The following is a 17,647-nucleotide window of genomic DNA, read 5'->3' as shown; positions in this document are numbered from 1 at the left end:
AACAAATGATTAAAATAGGGATTAACGGATTTGGAAGGATTGGTAGACTAGCTTTCCGTTCGGCAATTAATAGAGATAACATAGAGATAGTTGGGATTAATGATTTATTAGATGTCGATTATTTAGCTTATTTATTAAAGTATGATTCTGTTCACGGACGTTTTGATGGTGATGTTGAGGTAAAGGATGGGAATTTAGTGGTAAATGGTAAGGTTATTCGTGTTACAGCTGATAGAAATCCTGAAAACTTAAAGTGGAACGAAGTAGGAGCTGAGTATGTTATAGAATCTACAGGTTTTTTTACAGATAAAGAAAAGGCTGAATTACATATAAAAGGAGGTGCTAAAAAGGTAATTATCTCAGCGCCATCAAAAGATGCAAAAATGTATGTAATGGGAGTAAATCATACTGAAATGACAGCTGAAGAAACTATCATTTCAAATGCTTCTTGTACTACGAACTGTTTAGCGCCATTAGTAAAAGTTATTAATGATGCTTATGGAATGACAGAAGGTTTAATGACTACTGTACATGCGGCAACTTCTACTCAAAATACAGTAGATGGACCTAATAAAAAATGGAGAAGAGGACGTTCAGTTGTAAATAATATTATTCCTACCTCTACAGGTGCGGCAAAAGCAGTAACCAAGGTAATTCCGGAAATGTTAGGTAAATTAACAGGAATGGCTGTAAGAGTTCCTGTAGCAGATGTATCTTTAGTGGATTTAACATTTAGAACTGAAAAATCGACTTCTTTAAAAGATATCTTAGCAACATTAAAAGAAGCTTCAGAAGGAGAGTTGAAAGGAATTTTAGGTTATACAGAAGATGAGGTTGTATCTCAGGATTTTGTATCTGAAACAAGAACTTCAGTTATTGATGCTGATGCAAGTTTAGAATTAAATGAGAACTTTTTTAAAGTTATATCTTGGTATGACAATGAGTTTGGATATGCAACTAAGATTGTTGATTTATTAGAATATTCTGCATCGTTATAAAAGCATAAAATATTTTGTAAATTGTATTCCCGCATCAAATGCGGGAATTTTTTATTTAATATAGATTATATGGAAATAGCAATTATAGCACACGACGGTAAGAAAGCCGAAATGGTTCAATTTTTAAATGAGAATCAAGTAATTCTTCAGCAAAAGAATATAAAACTAATATCAACAGGAACTACGGGATCTAAAGTTGAAAAGGCAGGTTTTGAAGTAACAAAATACTTATCTGGTCCTTATGGAGGTGATGCACAAATAGCGAGTAGAGTTGCGGAAGGAAAGTGTAATATGGTGCTGTTTTTTAGAGATCCACATGAGAAGCACCCACATGAACCAGATATCTCTATGTTATTACGTCTATGTGATGTACATGATGTTCCTTTAGCTACAAATCCAGCAACAGCGGAATTATTGATAAAAGCTGTTTAAAATTTTAAATAAAAAAAACCGAAACAAATCGTTTCGGTTTTTTGTCGTTATTTTTTAAAGGAATTAAGGGGTGTTAAAAAATAACAACATCTTTAAAAATTATCAAGAATTAAAGAAAAAGTATTACTCAATAACTAAAGAAATAATTAAATCAAATTGATCTTTAATTATATTGTCACCTAAGTTTTTGAAAAAAGAACCTGAACCATATTTTATTCCAAAGTCGGTTCTGTTAATTTTTAAATGAGATTTTAGTGTTTGTCCAGAAATGATAGCATCAAAAGCGATTTCTTTCGTAATTTCTTTAATAGTCATATCTCCTGTTATTTTATAAGAATCACCATTTTTAGTAGCTTGTTTAATTGTAAAAGTTGCTTCAGGATATTTGTTAGCATCAAAAAAATCTTCATTTTTTAAATGGTTTGCTAAATCATCTCTGTCATCGTGTTCTTCACCTTCATTATTTTCTTCTTCTTCCTCTTCATCATCATCTCCATCTTTCATAAGTTCAACAGCTTTAATCGTATTCATATCTACAATAAAACTTCCTTTAGTTAAAGTACCATTGTTAAAAGTTAACCCAGCACTTTTTAATTTAATTTCTCCAGTATGACTACCTAATATTTTATGACCTTTCCAAATAATAGTACTTTTATCAATGTTAATTGATTTATTACCAGAAAGGATAGTTTCTGTTGTTTGAGCAACTTCTTTTAGGGTTGCTTTGTTTTCAGCTTGATTTTCTTTGTTGTTTTTACATGATAACATTAAAAATGCAATCAAAAGAATTGAATAGAAGTATTTCATTGTTTCTGTTTTAATAGATTACAAGTTTGCGTTATAAAAATCAAGCCATCAAAATAAATCTATAAACAACAGAAGTAGTATGGTAAACAACAATAAAGAATAAGGTTTAAGCTTTTACAAATAAGACTAAAAAAAGCGTTAAGAATATAATTCTCAACGCTTATTAATATGATAACTGATAATTGTTCTAATAAAGTTATTTAATAGCTATCATGCTTATTTCAACATTAACAAACTTAGGTAAGTTAGCTACTTCAACAGTTTCTCTAGCAGGAGCAGTAGTCTCATCGAAATATTCTGCGTACACAGCATTAATTTTAGAAAAGTTATGCATGTCTGAAATGAAAATAGAAGTTTTTACTACATTTTCAAAAGTCATTTCAGCGGCAGCTAAAACTTCTTTCATGTTTTCCATTACTTGTTTAGTTTCAGCTTCAATAGAGTCTTGAACTAATTCACCAGTTTCAGGATTAATTGCAATTTGACCTGAAGTATATAGTGTATTACCGCTTAGTACTGCTTGATTATATGGTCCAATTGGAGCAGGTGCTTTTGTTGTTGTGATTATTTTTTTCATTGTTTGTTTATTAGAAATTGACTAAGTTAGAATAAAACTCTATCTCTTGGTTTATTTTTATTCCATTTTAATTCACTTAATATAGAAGATTTAACTCCGATGAAGAAGTTATAAGATGAATTAGGTCCAAAAGGAGTCCAGTTAAAATTAAAACGCCAACTATCTAGGTCTCTAGAGAAACCAAGTCTGGTATATGTAAATGCATTGTTTTTAATATCGTATCCAGAAGAAAAGGTTACTTTCCATTTTGGCGATAATTCTACATCACCACTAAACATTAGAGAGTTGTTTGTGATGGAGCTAACAAGGCCATTGTTAGAATATCCCATAGCATAAACTAAATTTAAAGTCCAAGGAATTTTGGCTCGGTACAGCTCAGTTTTTTTGGTTTTGTTTTTATTGTTGTTTTGGTTATTGTTAGGGTTTGCAGAGAAACTATTAGTAGGTAATATATTTTGACCAAATACATCAGGAGTGTCTTGGGCTCCATTACCTTGATCTTTATTTTCGTTGTCGTCTTTCTTTTTTTGAAAATCTTTACTAGATAAAGAATAATTTGCGGTAACTCCAATAGCTTCAATTCTAAAAATACCATCATTAAATTTGTCTATTTGTTGCCCTTTACTGTTAATTTGGTAAGGGTCTAAAGACATATTCATGTTTATAGCTAATTTGTCTTTTAGTAATCGAGTACCAGCAGTAATATTAAGGTTACTCCACCTAAGACTATCTTTAGTAATATCGTAGTTAGTTCTAAAGTTTAAGTTATTAAGTATGGTTACTTTTTTGTCTTCTTCGTCACTGTCAGGGTCTTTTGGAGCAACTTTGGCTTCTAAGACATTGTTTATAGCAATACCTATATTGTTCGATACACCACCAGCTGGAGGTCCGTATACACCACCTTCAAAAGGAGAGTATGTAAGTAAATCGTTTGGATCAGAACTTTGTTGCACTTGTAAATTATACTGGTCAGCAAAATTTGGTCTGTACCCATAAGTAATGGTTGGTCTAATTGTGTGTCGAATAGCTTTTAATCGGCCTTTTTTAAAGTTAAAAGTACCATAGATATTTGTTGTTAAAGATAAATTAAAACCATATTCGTTAAAGCGATTAAAACCACTAATAGTATCGTTGACAACTGCACCTAAATTTCCTTCAGAGTTTGTCTCATTAGGGTCATATCGTTTGTTAATTTTATCAAAATACCAAACATCTTTATAACTAGCACCAGGTGATAATGTAAAATGTTTTAATACTTTTAAACTAGTACTTGTACTTAAATTATGTTGTACTCCTTTTTTAGCAGTTCTAAACATTTTACTGGTAAAAAACTCATCATCAGTGGTGTTTATTTGAAAAATACCTTGCATGTTATAATTTAATCCCATTTTTTGAATAGGATTGGTTTTAGCTCCTCCTTTACCAGCAAAAGGATATATCTGATCCATGTTTAATTGTAAAGAAGGTAATGTCATTACAATTGATTCTGTATTAGTATTTTGAGAATGAGTTGCTGTAATGTTCATGTTGAAGGGAGTACCAACAAATTTCCTGTAATAAGAAATAGAAGAACTTAAAGTATTATCTAAAAACTGTGAGCTATTAAATTCATTCAAAGATTGCCTGTAATAAGCACTACTACCTAAGTTAACAGAAGCTGAAAAACGTGAATTAGGGCTTGCTTTAGAATCTTGATTGTGGTTCCATCTTATGTTGAAATTAGTTCTTTTACTAAAGTCACTCAATCCTCTAATTCCTTGTATTATGTTTTCAAAGTGTATACCGAAGCTACCATTAAACTTATAACGTACCTTATAGTTAGAATTAGCTCTTAATCCCCAACTACCATTTGTAAAAACATCTCCTAATAAAGTTAAGTCAAAATAATCATTAACAGCAAAATAATAACCACCATTTTGCAAAGAAAATCCTTGGTTATTGCTATCACCCCAAGAAGGAATGATAAAACCAGAAGTTCTTTTGTCTGTTAACGGGAAATAAGCAAAAGGTAAATATACAGGAGTAGGAACATCAGCTAATACTAAATTACTACCACCTACAATTATTTTTTTTCCAGGAACCAGCTTAGCTTTATTAGTTTGGATATAATAATCAGGAATTTTCTTTTGGGAAGTAGTAAAACGTAAACGACGCATGTAAATAGTTGAGTCATTAACACGTTTTGTTTTCTCAGCATAGGTAATTAATCCATTTTGATCCGTTTTTACACCATATACTAAAGCTTTTTTAGTTTTAAAGTTAAAAATAATCGAATCTTGTTCAGATTCCTGACCACCTTGTTTAAAAACGGGTCTTTGATGATACCCTAAACTGTCTTTAATACCCTTAGCATAAACAGTGTTGTTTTTATAATCTAAAATTATGATACCAGCTTTTAGATCAATATTGGTATAAGTAACACGAGCTTTATTAAATAAAGTAACAGTTTTGTTTTTAGCATTTTGAATGGTATAATCCTCAGCATCATGCGTTATAATTCCATCGATAACTTCCTTAGGTTTAATAGAATCATTAACAATAGTGTCTTTTTTTATGTCTAAAGCTTTTCTGTTTTTTAAATCAATCAAAGTATCTTTTGAAGTGTTTAAAACAGGCTTTTTTTTAGCTTTTTGGTCTGGAATACCTTTATCTCCAAACTCTTGTGCATTACCTATTTGAAAACAAAAAAGATATAAAGCTAAAAGTATGTAAGTTAGATTTGCTCGCAATATTATAAATACTATTTTTGTGTTATATTTAAAACTTTGGCGTGTTATTTGAATGCCTATATTTTAGAAACCAAAAATAGTTAAATTTTATTGATGCAATTCTTAAAATTACCTAAATATAATCTTAGAAAAAAAACTCTTTTATTTTTAATACTATTCTTCATTTCCATAAGCTATAATGCAGAGGTTTATGCTCAGAAAAAGTACACAGTTGTTTTGGATGCTGGACATGGAGGAAAAGACTCTGGTAATATCGGAAACGGATATAGAGAAAAAAAAATAGCGTTGCGTGTTGCTTTGGATGTAGGTAAAGAGTTATTAACGGCTAAAGATGTTAATGTTGTTTATACAAGAAAAACGGATGTTTTTGTAGAGTTACATAATAGAGCAAAAATAGCGAATACAAAAAAAGCAGACTTATTTGTATCAATACATTGTGATGCTTTTACTAAAGAACACCCTCACGGCGCAAGTACTTTTGTTTTAGGTTTAAATGGTAATAAAGAAAATTTAGAGATTTCTAAAAGAGAGAATGCCGTAATTTTATTAGAAGATAATTATAAGCAGAACTACGATTACGATCCTAATTCTCCTGAGTCTGTAATAGGATTATCAGTACTACAAGAAGGGAACTTGGATAATAGTTTGGACATTGCGGGGATGATTCAAGATAATTTTGTTTCCTTGAAAAGAAATAATAGAAAGGTTAAACAAGCAAACTTTTTAGTACTTAGAGAAACCGTTATGCCAAGTGTTTTAGTTGAGTTAGGTTTCTTAACAAACGTAAAAGAAGGAAGGTTTTTAAATACAAGATCAGGACAAATAAAAATGGCCAAAGCTATTGCCGAAGCTATTAAAAAATACATTAATGTATTAAAACTAAATAGAGTTAGAGATAACTCAAGTTCAGCAAACACTGTTGCTGAAACACCAAAAAAGAAAGAAACTCAAAAGGTAACACCTAAAAAAGTCAATCAAAAACCAAAGTCAGTTAAAAAAGATACTAAGGTTGTTACGAAAAAGGTGATAACTAAAGCTCCTGAAAAGAAACCAGTGAAAAAGGCTTCAACAAAAACAGTAACTAAGAAACCGAGCTCAAAAGTAGAATTTAGAGTGCAAATAGCAGCTTCAAGAAAGTTTATTTCTGAAAAGAACTTTAAAAATCTGAAAAATGTAAAGTATTTAATAATAGATGATTATTATAAGTATTTTTATGGAAGTTCAGGAAGTTTGGCCGGTATAAAAAAACATTTGGCTACAGCAAGATCGGTTGGCTATAAAGATGCTTGGATAGTTGCTTTTAAAAATGGAAAAAAGATATCTATCAAAGAGGCCTTGAAAAACCAGTAATTTAGAGGTAATCTATCTTATTACTCTCAAAATATTTAGTATTTTCGCTGGTATAATTTTACTATGTTTATGTCAAAGGAATTAAAAACAGGAATTGTAACGGTAATAATTATAGCTTTATTTATATGGGGATATAATTTTTTAAAGGGGCAAGATTTATTCAGTGCAAATAGTAGGCACTTTTTTGTGGAATATAAAAACATCAATGGACTTAATACTGCTAGTTTAGTAACTATAAATGGATTAAAAGTAGGAAAGGTTGATGATATTTCTTTTAATTCAAACTCTGATAAGAGAGGAAATTTAATAGTAAAAATATCATTAGAAAACGATTTTAAGTTTTCTAAAAATAGTGTAGCAAAAATTTACTCTGCAAGCTTAATGGGAGGGCAAAATTTAGCTATTGTACCAAAGTATGATGGAGAAACTGCTGTTTCAGGCGATTATCTAAAAGGTGAAGTAGAATCTGATATTTTTTCTTCAGTAGGAGAGAAGTTAAATCCAATTCAAGCAAAGTTAGAAAACGTATTAGTTGGAGCAGATTCATTATTAATTGGTTTCAACCAAGTATTAAATCAAAAATCACGTAAAAGTTTAAACAGAAGTATACTTGGATTAGAAGGAACTATTTCTGATGTAAGAAAAACACTTTCTTCAGTAAATAGTTTATTAGCAGGTAATAAGGTGAATTTAGATTCAACTATGATTAATGCTAAAAAAATTACAAAGAACTTTTCTAAAGTGTCTGATGATTTAGCAAAAGCTGATTTTGGAGCAACAGTTAAAAAATTAGAAACAACATTAACTAACGTAAATGCATTGTTGGCTAATATGAAAGAAGGGAAAGGAACTATAGGTAAATTGATGACGGATGATAAGATGTATACTAACCTAACAAATGCATCTAAAGAAATGGCTGAGTTATTAAGAGAAATGAAATTAAATCCAAAGCGATTTGTACACTTCTCATTGTTTGGAAAGAAACCTAAACCTTACAATGAAGAAAATAATAAAAACAACACAAGCAACAACTAAACAATAAACAACTATAATATTAATTCATAAAAATCCTATAAAGAAAGAAGACAACGATTAACAAAAATTAATAATTTATTTAAACACAATGGAGAAATACCTACCAAACATCATTTTTGCAATTATTCTAATTGCAGGTATAGGATATTTTGTAATGAATGTTAGAAAGCTTATCCGAAATATTAAGCTAGGAAAAGATATTGACAGAAACGATAGAAAACCAGAACGCTGGAAAAATATGGCTAAAATAGCCTTAGGTCAATACAAAATGGTTCGTCGTCCACTTTCAGGAATATTACATATAGTAGTATATGTAGGTTTTATTTTGATTAATATCGAAATGTTAGAAATCGTAATCGATGGATTGTTTGGAACACATCGAGTATTCCAACCAATACTAGGAAATGCTATTTATGGATTTTTAATAGGAAACTTTGAAGTACTAGCTGCATTAGTATTTGTTGCAGTAGTTGTTTTTTGGTTACGAAGAAACATTCAACGTGTTAAGCGTTTTTGGAATAAAGAAATGACAGGATGGCCTAAGAATGATGGAAATATTATTTTATACTTTGAAATGGTATTAATGTCTTTATTCTTAGTTATGAATGCTACCGATGTTCCTTTTCAAGAAGCAGGAGCAGGAAATGTTATTTCACAATTTATAGCTCCTTGGTTTGATGGAAATTCACCAGAAGCTTTACATACAATTGAAAAGACAGCTTGGTGGTTACACATTGTAGGAATTTTAATTTTCTTAAACTATTTATATTATTCTAAGCATTTACACATTTTATTAGCTTTCCCAAATACTTTTTATGCAAAGCTAGAACCAAAAGGACAGCTAGATAACTTGGAAGCTGTTACTAATGAGGTGAAAATGATGATGGATCCGGATGCTGATCCTTATGCAATGCCAGAGGAAGGAGCAGAAGATGAAGTACCAGCTAAGTTTGGAGCATCTGATGTAACAGATTTAAACTGGGTGCAGCTTATGAATGCATATACTTGTACGGAATGTGGACGTTGTACATCTTCTTGTCCAGCAAATCTTACAGGGAAGGAATTATCGCCACGTGCTATTATGATGAAAACACGTGACCGTTTAGAAGAAGTAGGTAAAAATATTGATGCTAACGGTGGTGAGTTTAAAGACGATGGAAAACAATTATTAAACGATTATATATCACCAGAAGAATTATGGGCGTGTACTAGTTGTAACGCTTGTGTACAGGAATGTCCTATTGGTATAGACCCTTTATCTATTATTATGGAAATGCGTCGTTATTTGGTAATGGAAGAATCTGCAGCTCCACAAGAGTTGAATATGATGATGACCAATATTGAAAATAATGGAGCTCCATGGCAGTATAGTCAGATGGATAGATTAAATTGGAAAGACGAATAGAAAATAATTTTTAATTAAAAGTTTTTAATTAAGAGTTGTTTTAAAAATCTAAACTCTAGAATAAAGACTTAAAACTCAAAACTTAGAGATATGAACGTACCAACAATGGCAGATATGATGGCTCAAGGAAAACAACCAGAAGTGTTGTTTTGGGTGGGAGCAGCAGGAAGTTATGACGATAGAGCAAAGAAAATAACAAAGGCGTTTGTTAAAATATTAAACATGGCAGGAGTTGATTTTGCTGTGTTAGGAACTGAAGAAAGTTCAACTGGAGATGCAGCAAAAAGAGCAGGAAATGAATTTTTATTTCAAATGCAGGCTGTAACTAATATAGAAGTGTTAAATGCTTATGAGGTAAAAACAATAGTTACTTGCGATCCTCATTCATTTAATACATTAAAAAATGAATACCCAGGATTAGGAGGTAAATATGAAGTTTACCACCATACACAATATATAAGTAAGTTAATTAAAGATGGACGCTTATCTATTGAAGGAGACAATTTAAAAGGAAAACGATTAACATACCATGATCCTTGTTATTTAGGACGTGCAAACGATGTTTATGAAACTCCAAGAGATTTAATTCGTCGATTAGGAGTTAAAATGACTGAAATGAAGCGTCATAAATCTACAGCTTTATGTTGTGGAGCAGGAGGAGCACAAATGTTCAAGGAACCAGAAAAAGGTGATATGGATATCAATGTACTTCGAACTGAAGATGCTTTAGAAACAAATCCACAAATTATAGCAACAGGCTGTCCTTATTGTAATACAATGATGACAGATGGTGTGAAATTCAAATTAAAAGAAGATCAGATTGTTGTTAAAGATATTGCAGAATTAATTGCTGAGGCTAATAATTTATAAAAAGCAAGATATAATATAATGTTTATTCCCGCGTAAGCGGGAATCTTATTTTTAAAGAATGATTAAAAACTATATAAAAGCAGCACGTTTAAGAACTTTACCCTTATCAGTATCAGGTATTATTGTAGGAGGAGCTTTAGGTCTTGAAGACTTTATAAAAAACAATTATGAAGACTGTGTAGAATATCCAAGTTTACTGACATCAGAAATTTTCTGGTTAGCAATTCTAACAACGATAGGTTTTCAAGTACTATCAAATTTTGCTAATGATTATGGTGATGGAGTTAAAGGAACTGATGATAATAGAGAAGGAGAAGCACGTATGGTTTCTTCTGGGGCTATTACACCAAAGCAAATGAAAAAAGCAATGATTATTACTGGAGCTATTACTTTAGTAATTGCTTTGCTGTTAATTTATGTAGCATTTGGAAAGGATAACTTTTTATATTCAGTAATTTTCTTCGGATTAGGTATTGCCTCAATTATAGCAGCGATTAAATATACCGTAGGAAAATCAGCTTATGGTTATAGTGGGTTTGGTGATGTATTCGTGTTTGTCTTTTTTGGTTTATTAGCAGTGGTAGGAACTTATTTTTTATATACTAAAGAATTAAACTTAACAATCTTTCTACCAGCAATTACAATAGGATTATTAAGTACAGCAGTATTGAACTTAAATAATATGCGAGATAGAGTAAATGATGCTAAATCAGGAAAGAATACATTAGTAGTAAAAATGGGGGCTAAAGCCGCAAAAAACTATCACTATTTGTTAATAGGAGTATCATTTTTATGCGCATTATCATATGTGTTTCTTAAGTATGAGTCACCATATCAATTCTTATTTATAATTGCTTATATACCCATTTTAAAGCACATAGTTTTTGTATCTAAAAATAAAGAGGAAGCATTACTTGATGGAGAATTAAAAAAAGTAGCATTAAGTACTTTTTTATTTTCAATACTTTTTGGACTAGGACAAGTTTTGTAACTTGCCTATAAACTAACTTCAGAATATTATTATGAACATTACATTTTACGGACATGCATGTTTTGGTATCGAAATAAACGGAACACATGTATTAGTAGACCCATTTATAACAGGAAACCCTTTAGCATCAGAAATTAAAGTAGAAGATATAAAAGCAGATTATATCTTGTTAACTCATGCACATCAAGATCATATATTAGATGTAGAACTAATTGCAGAGCGCACAGGAGCAACAATAGTTTCTAATTACGAGATTGTTATGCATTATGGAGCTAAAAATTTAAAAGGACATCCAGTAAATCATGGAGGAACTTTTAAAACAGAAGCTTTTTCAGCAAAATATGTAAATGCTGTACATACATCTTCATTTCCTGATGGAACTTATGGAGGGCAACCAGGAGGTTTTGTAATTTCAGCAGGAGATAAATCATTATATATAGCAGGAGATACTGCAGTTACTATGGATATGAAGTTAATACCGATGACAACAAAGTTATCAGCCTCAATTTTACCAATAGGAGATAACTTTACTATGGGAGTAGATGATGCAATTATAGCTAGTAACTTTGTAGAATGTGATAAAGTTATAGGTTGTCATTTTAATACATTTCCACCAATAGAAATTAATGTAGAAGAAGCAAAAGAAGCATTTGCAAAAGCAAATAAAGAGTTAACTATTATAGAAATAGGAAAAACAATAAGCATATAGTCCAATGAAAGGTGTAAAAATAGTTTTAGGAATAGTATCGGCACTAATAGTTATATTTTTCTTAACAGGGTTAGTTATTTCTGAAGTAAAATATACTACGGAAGTAGAAATAAATAAACCAATAAATGAAGTTTTTGCTGATTTTGAGAATGTTGAGTTGATGAAACAATGGATGCCAGAAGTAAAGTCAATTCAAGTTTTAGAAGAAAAACCAGGAAAGGTTGGAAGTACTTATAAAATAGAAGTAGATAATCAAGGAAGGTTGATAACTATGACAGAAAAAGTGCTAGCTTATGAGGTAAATAAACGAATCAGTTTTCATTTTGATGCTGAAAATATGTTAAAAACAGACGATTATGTTTTTACATCAAATGGTAATACTACAAAAATAGTACAAGAGTCAATTTGTACTAGTGATTCTTATATAATGAGATGTTTATTTCCTTATTTCAAAGGAGAGTTAAAAAGGATAAGTCAAACATATTTAGACGCATTTAAAAAAGCATCTGAAGCTCAATAAATACTAACATTGATAACAGCAACTTACAAGAAGTATATTCTTAATTTTAAACAAGCTAGTGGAACCTCTCGAGGAGTTTTAAGAACCAAAGAAACATGGTTTTTAATGTTATCTGATAAAGGTAAAAAAGGCTATGGCGAGTGTGGTTTGTTTAGAGGCTTGAGCGCAGATGATAGAGATGATTATGAAGAAAAACTTCAATGGGTTTGTCAAAATATTCATTTAGGATTAGAAAACTTATTAGTTGAAACGATAAAATTTCCATCAATTCAGTTTGGATTAGAGCAAGCATTTTTATCCTTAAAAGGAAATAATCCATTTGAATTGTATCCGTCAAAATTTAGTCAAGGAATAGATAATATTTCTATTAATGGATTAATTTGGATGGGTGATAAAGCTTTTATGCAGCAGCAAATAAAAGATAAATTGAAACAAGGCTTTACAACAATTAAAATGAAAATTGGTGCTATAGATTTTGATACAGAAATTGAATTATTAAAATCAATAAGAAAAGAGTTTTCACCAAAAGAAATAGAGTTACGTGTCGATGCTAATGGTGCTTTTACACCAAAGAATGCTTTAGAAAAGTTAGAACGATTGTCTGAATTAGAAATGCATTCTATAGAGCAACCTATAAAGCAAGGACAATGGCAAGAGATGGCAAAACTGTGCGAAAAAACACCTTTAGCCATAGCGTTGGATGAAGAGTTAATTGGAGTTTTTTCAAAAGAGGAGAAAGAGAAATGTATTGAAACAATCAAGCCTCAATATATTATTTTAAAGCCAAGTTTAGTTGGAGGTTTTAAAGGAAGTGAAGAATGGATTTCTATAGCAAATACATATAAATCGGGAAATTGGATAACTTCAGCTTTGGAAAGTAATATTGGTTTAAATGCCATAGCTCAATGGACATATACATTAAATAACGTATTACCTCAAGGATTAGGAACTGGGAGTTTATTTACAAATAATATAGAAAGTCCATTAGAAGTTTCTAAAGGTAGTTTAGGATACAACAATAAAAAAGATTGGCAATTTAATTTAGGATAATGAATTTTATACAACAAGCATATAAAGGAAAAAATGATTGGTTTTATTATTTAGGAGTACTGTTTTTAGTATTGATTTGTTGGCAGTTTATAGGCGTTATACCACTAGCAATTACTGCTGTTTTGCATGCAGGAAATATGGATGAATTTTTAATGGCTGCTAACGATAATTTCATGACTTTAGGAATAAATAAAAGCTTGTTTTTATTTATGATGATTTTAATGTTTGCAATTGGATTGGCTGCATTATTATTTTCAATCAAATACATCCATAAAAGAGCAATAAAAACCCTTGTAACAAGTAGAGAAAAAATAGATTGGAAACGATTTTGGTTTGGTTTTTTTACTTGGGGAATTGTCGCTATAGTGGTCATAGGAGCTGGAATTGTATTAGAACCGGATAACTATACATGGAATTTTAAACCAATCCCGTTTTTTACATTAGTATTAGTTTCTTTTTTGTTTTTACCATTGCAAACAAGTTTTGAAGAATTGTTATTTAGAGGATATTTTATGCAAGGTTTAGGTACTTGGTTTAAAAATAGATGGCTTCCATTAATAATTACATCGGTTGCATTTGGATTACTACATGGAGCTAATCCAGAAGTTGAAAAACTAGGATATATTTCAATGGTATTTTATATAGGTACAGGATTCTTCTTTGGAATTACAACTTTAATGGACGAAGGAACAGAGCTAGCATTAGGGTTACATGCAATAAATAATATAGTAGCAGCTTTCTTGGTAACAACAGATTGGACTGTTTTTCAAACGGATGCTTTATTTATAGATACTTCAGAACCATCAGTAGGAATAGAAATGTTTTTACCTGTTTTTGTTCTATATCCGTTAATGTTATTGTTATTTTCAAAAAAATATGGCTGGAAGAATTGGAAAGAAAAATTATTTGGAACAATTGAAAAGCCATCAACTATTGAAGAATACTAGTTTCCATAAGAGTTTTAAATTAAACGGAGAATCCTTTTCAGATAAGGATGAATTGTTAGATTTTTCAAAAGAGATTTCCGATTCAATATTTAGTTTTTTTAACGATTGGTTTAATACGAACGATTTTGTAGTAGTTAATACATCTGGATCAACCGGAACTCCAAAGCCTATAAAGCTAAAAAAAGAGTTTATGAAAAACTCTGCAGTAGCTACGGGCACATTTTTTAATTTAAGAGAAGGAACCACAGCTTTGTTATGCTTATCAACCGATTATATAGCGGGAAAAATGATGTTGGTTAGAGCTTTAACACTTGGATGGGAAATAGATATAGTAGCTCCAGTTTCAAATCCTTTAGAAGGCTTAAAAAAGAAATATGATTTTTCAGCAATGGTTCCAATGCAATTAAGAAATTCATTAAACGAATTATATAAAATAGATAAATTAATTGTTGGAGGAGGAGTAGTATCGAATGATTTAATAGAAGAGATTCAAGAGAAAGAAACAAAAATATATGCTACTTATGGTATGACTGAAACAATTACTCATGTAGCCATCAAAAAACTTAATCACGTCGCGTTATCTGATTATAATACATATGAGGCACTTCCAAGTGTAAACTTTTCAAAAGATTCACGTAATTGTTTGGTGATAGAAGCTCCAAAAGTAACAGTAGAGAAACTTATAACAAATGATGTAGTTTCATTGATTTCAGACAAAGAGTTTGACTGGTTGGGGCGTTTTGATAATGTAATTAATTCAGGAGGCGTAAAATTACATCCAGAAAAGATAGAGGAGAAGCTATCAAAAATAATTTCAGAACGTTTTTTTGTAATTGGAGTTCCTGATACTCTTTTAGGAGAAAAACTAATATTAATTGTTGAAGGAAAAAAGAAAAATATACTTCTTAATAATTTCCAAGATTTATCTAAATATGAAGTGCCTAAAGAGATTTACTTTTTAGATAAGTTTATAGAAACTGAAACTAAAAAAATTCAACGAAAGAAAACATTAGATTTAATAGGTTAGTTAAAAATAGAGTGAAACAAAAAAGAAAAGAAGTTATCACATACAGACACTCCTTTTCTTAAAACTAACTAATCAATCAAATTGTTTATAATAAAAAAGAAAAAACTTTCAAATTATACTTCAAAGATAGGTTAGATTAATAGTTGTAATTGTAAAAATTAGACGAGAAAACCTTTAGTAAAGGTGAAATACGTTTTCCTGCAAATGAAGTTAAATTGTTATAAAAAATAAGTGTTTATTAAGGAATAAAAAAAAGCTCCCGAAGGAGCCACACATCCCTTGGCGGAATAAAATAAATTATCAAAATTTCAGCCGGGGGTAAGTTTCTACTTCGATAATCTATCAATAATTAAATGTTATAGGGGGTAACATTAATTACATCACAAATGTATGGTGTTGTTGTGATGAATAAGCTTAATGAAGTGTAAGTGAAGTAACCATTTTTAGAATAATTTTTATATTCAAAACTACTACACATAGAAAAAGGCTCCCTAAGGAGCCCATACACAAGGGGATAATAAAACCAAACTTATATCATAAATTTACCTGTTTTTTTTAATGATAAACCTGAATGTTAGTTCAAAAGTATTTTGGGTTAGTTTAAAGGATAGAAAGTAACGGTATTATGAGGTTTCGATAAGTTGTTTTTTAGTAGAGGAAAGAAGAGAGAGAAGATTTAAATAAATAAAAAAAGAAAAGAAGTAATCCTCCCCAAGATACTTCTTTCCAATAATCGTTATAAAACTTTATATAGAGCCCCTCACTCTATATGTGATAAAAGTAATAAGCTATTGAAGATAATAAGTTAATAATTAGACGAGTTGAAAAAATCTTTAGATGAAATGTTATTTTCTTAATATGAAAGTATTAAAAAGTAGTATAAGTACTTTTAATCAAAATTGAAGAAGTCATCATCACTATCATTTTCATATAAATGAAAATCTATATCTGTATCATTTTGTTTTTTATTAAAAAACAAAACAATGATTATGAAACCTATAATGATAGAAATAAATACTACATAATCCCAAGGAATTGTCATAAGAAAGCCATGTTTAATAGAGTAATAAAAATAATAAAACAAAAGAAAGCAGTGTAACAATTGCTCAGTAAGATTGTCTTTTATTTTGAAATCAACTAATTAAATATATGAGAAATTTATTAATAGCTTATTTGCTGGTGTTTTTATGTTATTCTTGTAAAACCAAAAAAGATAAAGAAGTACAAGTAGGTCAAAAATCTGTATTATTTATAGATGAATTAAGAAATAGTAGACCTTTGGCAACAGAAATATGGTATCCTACTTTTGACAGTATTCCTAAACAAGAAAAAAAGGAAAAGAAAAAGGAATTATTTAAGACTATGGAAACAATTTCAAATGCCAGTATTCCTAAGAAAAAATATCCTTTATTATTAGTTTCTCACGGTACAGGAGGGAATAGATTTTCACTAACATGGTTTATTGAAAAAATGGTAAAAGAAGGTTATATTGTTGTATCTCTTGATCATTATGGAAATTCTACATTTAATAAAATACCTAGAGAGTTTGTAAAATGGTGGGAGAGAGCCATCGATGTTCAATTTGTATTAACAAAGGTGTTAAAGGATAAGGAAATAGGATCAAAAATTGATACTTTAAAAATTGGAGGAGTAGGTTTTTCATTAGGAGGATATACAAATATAGCTTTAGCTGGAGGGTATGTAGATAGAACTGTCAGAGAAAATGATAAAGAAGAAGATAGAAAAATGCCTCCAGAGTTTCCAAAAACCGATGAGATTATTGATTTTGAAAAAGATAGTCTGATAGTTTCATCATATAATAAATATAAAGATGTAGTTAAGGATAAAAGAATTAAGTCATTTTTTGTAATGGCACCTGCTATAGGTTTTGGTTTTCATACAAAAAAGCAAACAAAAAGCATTGATGCTCCTATTTTTATTGTTGCTGGAAAGGGTGACAAAAACACACCGATTAAAAATAATGCAGAAAATTATCACAATTTAATTGAGACAAGTCAATTATACTTATTTGATGAAAATGTTGGGCATTATGTGTTTTTAAATGAAGCTACAGAGTTCGGTAAAAAAGTACTTCCTGAAATTACAATAGATAAGCCTTTAGTAGATAGAAAAAAAATCCATCACAAAACTTTAGAATTGGCATTGGATTTCTTCCAAAAAACATTGTAATTAATTAAAA

The 17,647-nt window shown here is 30.1% G+C and carries 17 protein-coding genes; 13 read left to right on the top strand and 4 right to left on the bottom strand.

The window, feature by feature from the left end; genetic code table 11:
- Positions 1 to 5 precede the first annotated feature (5 nt).
- Positions 6 to 998, top strand: a complete 993-nt coding sequence (gene gap, locus MHN29_RS07445) for a type I glyceraldehyde-3-phosphate dehydrogenase (RefSeq protein ID WP_150899034.1) — start codon at positions 6 to 8, stop codon at positions 996 to 998.
- Positions 999 to 1,067: 69 nt separating this feature from the next.
- Positions 1,068 to 1,430 (top strand): methylglyoxal synthase, encoded by a 363-nt coding sequence (locus MHN29_RS07440; RefSeq protein WP_150899033.1) that lies wholly within the window; start codon positions 1,068 to 1,070, stop codon positions 1,428 to 1,430.
- 123 nt (positions 1,431 to 1,553) lie between these two features.
- Here MHN29_RS07440 and MHN29_RS07435 read toward each other — a convergent pair whose 3' ends face one another.
- The 3 genes from MHN29_RS07435 to MHN29_RS07425 all read right to left on the bottom strand — a co-directional run bounded on the left by MHN29_RS07435 (position 1,554) and on the right by MHN29_RS07425 (position 5,543).
- Complete coding sequence (locus MHN29_RS07435) at positions 1,554 to 2,237, bottom strand: YceI family protein (RefSeq protein ID WP_235273896.1); 684 nt, start codon at positions 2,235 to 2,237, stop codon at positions 1,554 to 1,556.
- Positions 2,238 to 2,433: 196 nt separating this feature from the next.
- The gene (locus tag MHN29_RS07430) at positions 2,434 to 2,814 is read right to left on the bottom strand and encodes a RidA family protein (protein WP_235273895.1); all 381 of its coding nucleotides are present in this window, start codon (positions 2,812 to 2,814) and stop codon (positions 2,434 to 2,436) included.
- A 26-nt stretch (positions 2,815 to 2,840) separates the two neighbouring features.
- Positions 2,841 to 5,543, bottom strand: a complete 2,703-nt coding sequence (locus MHN29_RS07425; protein ID WP_235273894.1) for a putative LPS assembly protein LptD — start codon at positions 5,541 to 5,543, stop codon at positions 2,841 to 2,843.
- A gap of 93 nt (positions 5,544 to 5,636) precedes the next feature.
- Between MHN29_RS07425 and MHN29_RS07420 the strand changes: the two genes are divergently transcribed.
- From MHN29_RS07420 to MHN29_RS07375, 10 genes are all read left to right on the top strand, one after another.
- Positions 5,637 to 6,893, top strand: coding sequence for an N-acetylmuramoyl-L-alanine amidase (locus MHN29_RS07420; protein WP_235273893.1), 1,257 nt, complete (start codon positions 5,637 to 5,639; stop codon positions 6,891 to 6,893).
- Between the two features lie 69 nt (positions 6,894 to 6,962).
- Positions 6,963 to 7,928, top strand: coding sequence for an MlaD family protein (locus MHN29_RS07415; RefSeq protein WP_235273892.1), 966 nt, complete (start codon positions 6,963 to 6,965; stop codon positions 7,926 to 7,928).
- Positions 7,929 to 8,016: 88 nt separating this feature from the next.
- A complete protein-coding gene (locus MHN29_RS07410) occupies positions 8,017 to 9,333 on the top strand; it encodes a 4Fe-4S dicluster domain-containing protein (protein ID WP_235273891.1) in 1,317 nt (438 codons plus the stop codon).
- Between the two features lie 90 nt (positions 9,334 to 9,423).
- Complete coding sequence (locus MHN29_RS07405) at positions 9,424 to 10,203, top strand: (Fe-S)-binding protein (RefSeq protein WP_235273890.1); 780 nt, start codon at positions 9,424 to 9,426, stop codon at positions 10,201 to 10,203.
- A gap of 58 nt (positions 10,204 to 10,261) precedes the next feature.
- The gene (gene menA, locus MHN29_RS07400) at positions 10,262 to 11,194 is read left to right on the top strand and encodes a 1,4-dihydroxy-2-naphthoate octaprenyltransferase (protein WP_235273889.1); all 933 of its coding nucleotides are present in this window, start codon (positions 10,262 to 10,264) and stop codon (positions 11,192 to 11,194) included.
- Positions 11,195 to 11,225: 31 nt separating this feature from the next.
- Complete coding sequence (locus MHN29_RS07395; RefSeq protein ID WP_235273888.1) at positions 11,226 to 11,903, top strand: metal-dependent hydrolase; 678 nt, start codon at positions 11,226 to 11,228, stop codon at positions 11,901 to 11,903.
- 4 nt (positions 11,904 to 11,907) lie between these two features.
- On the top strand, positions 11,908 to 12,423 hold the full coding sequence (locus MHN29_RS07390; protein ID WP_235273887.1) for an SRPBCC family protein: 516 nt from the start codon (positions 11,908 to 11,910) through the stop codon (positions 12,421 to 12,423).
- Between the two features lie 9 nt (positions 12,424 to 12,432).
- Complete coding sequence (locus MHN29_RS07385; protein ID WP_235273886.1) at positions 12,433 to 13,473, top strand: o-succinylbenzoate synthase; 1,041 nt, start codon at positions 12,433 to 12,435, stop codon at positions 13,471 to 13,473.
- Positions 13,473 to 14,420, top strand: a complete 948-nt coding sequence (locus tag MHN29_RS07380) for a CPBP family intramembrane glutamic endopeptidase (RefSeq protein ID WP_235273885.1) — start codon at positions 13,473 to 13,475, stop codon at positions 14,418 to 14,420. The genes MHN29_RS07385 and MHN29_RS07380 overlap by 1 nt, the downstream gene beginning before the upstream one ends.
- A complete protein-coding gene (locus MHN29_RS07375) occupies positions 14,350 to 15,447 on the top strand; it encodes an AMP-binding protein (RefSeq protein WP_235273884.1) in 1,098 nt (365 codons plus the stop codon). Before MHN29_RS07380 ends, MHN29_RS07375 begins: the two co-directional genes overlap by 71 nt.
- Before the next feature lie 889 nt (positions 15,448 to 16,336).
- Here MHN29_RS07375 and MHN29_RS07370 read toward each other — a convergent pair.
- Entirely contained in the window at positions 16,337 to 16,489 is a 153-nt protein-coding gene (locus MHN29_RS07370) for a hypothetical protein (protein WP_235273883.1), read from the bottom strand.
- 107 nt (positions 16,490 to 16,596) lie between these two features.
- Here MHN29_RS07370 and MHN29_RS07365 point away from each other — a divergent pair, with 107 nt between their 5' ends.
- The gene (locus MHN29_RS07365; protein WP_235273882.1) at positions 16,597 to 17,637 is read left to right on the top strand and encodes a hypothetical protein; all 1,041 of its coding nucleotides are present in this window, start codon (positions 16,597 to 16,599) and stop codon (positions 17,635 to 17,637) included.
- The last annotated feature ends 10 nt before the right edge of the window (positions 17,638 to 17,647 follow it).

The organism is Tenacibaculum sp. Cn5-46, from assembly GCF_022347705.1.
GTDB classification, from domain to species: domain Bacteria; phylum Bacteroidota; class Bacteroidia; order Flavobacteriales; family Flavobacteriaceae; genus Polaribacter; species Polaribacter aiptasiae.
This window is presented reverse-complemented; position numbering and strand designations above follow the sequence as displayed.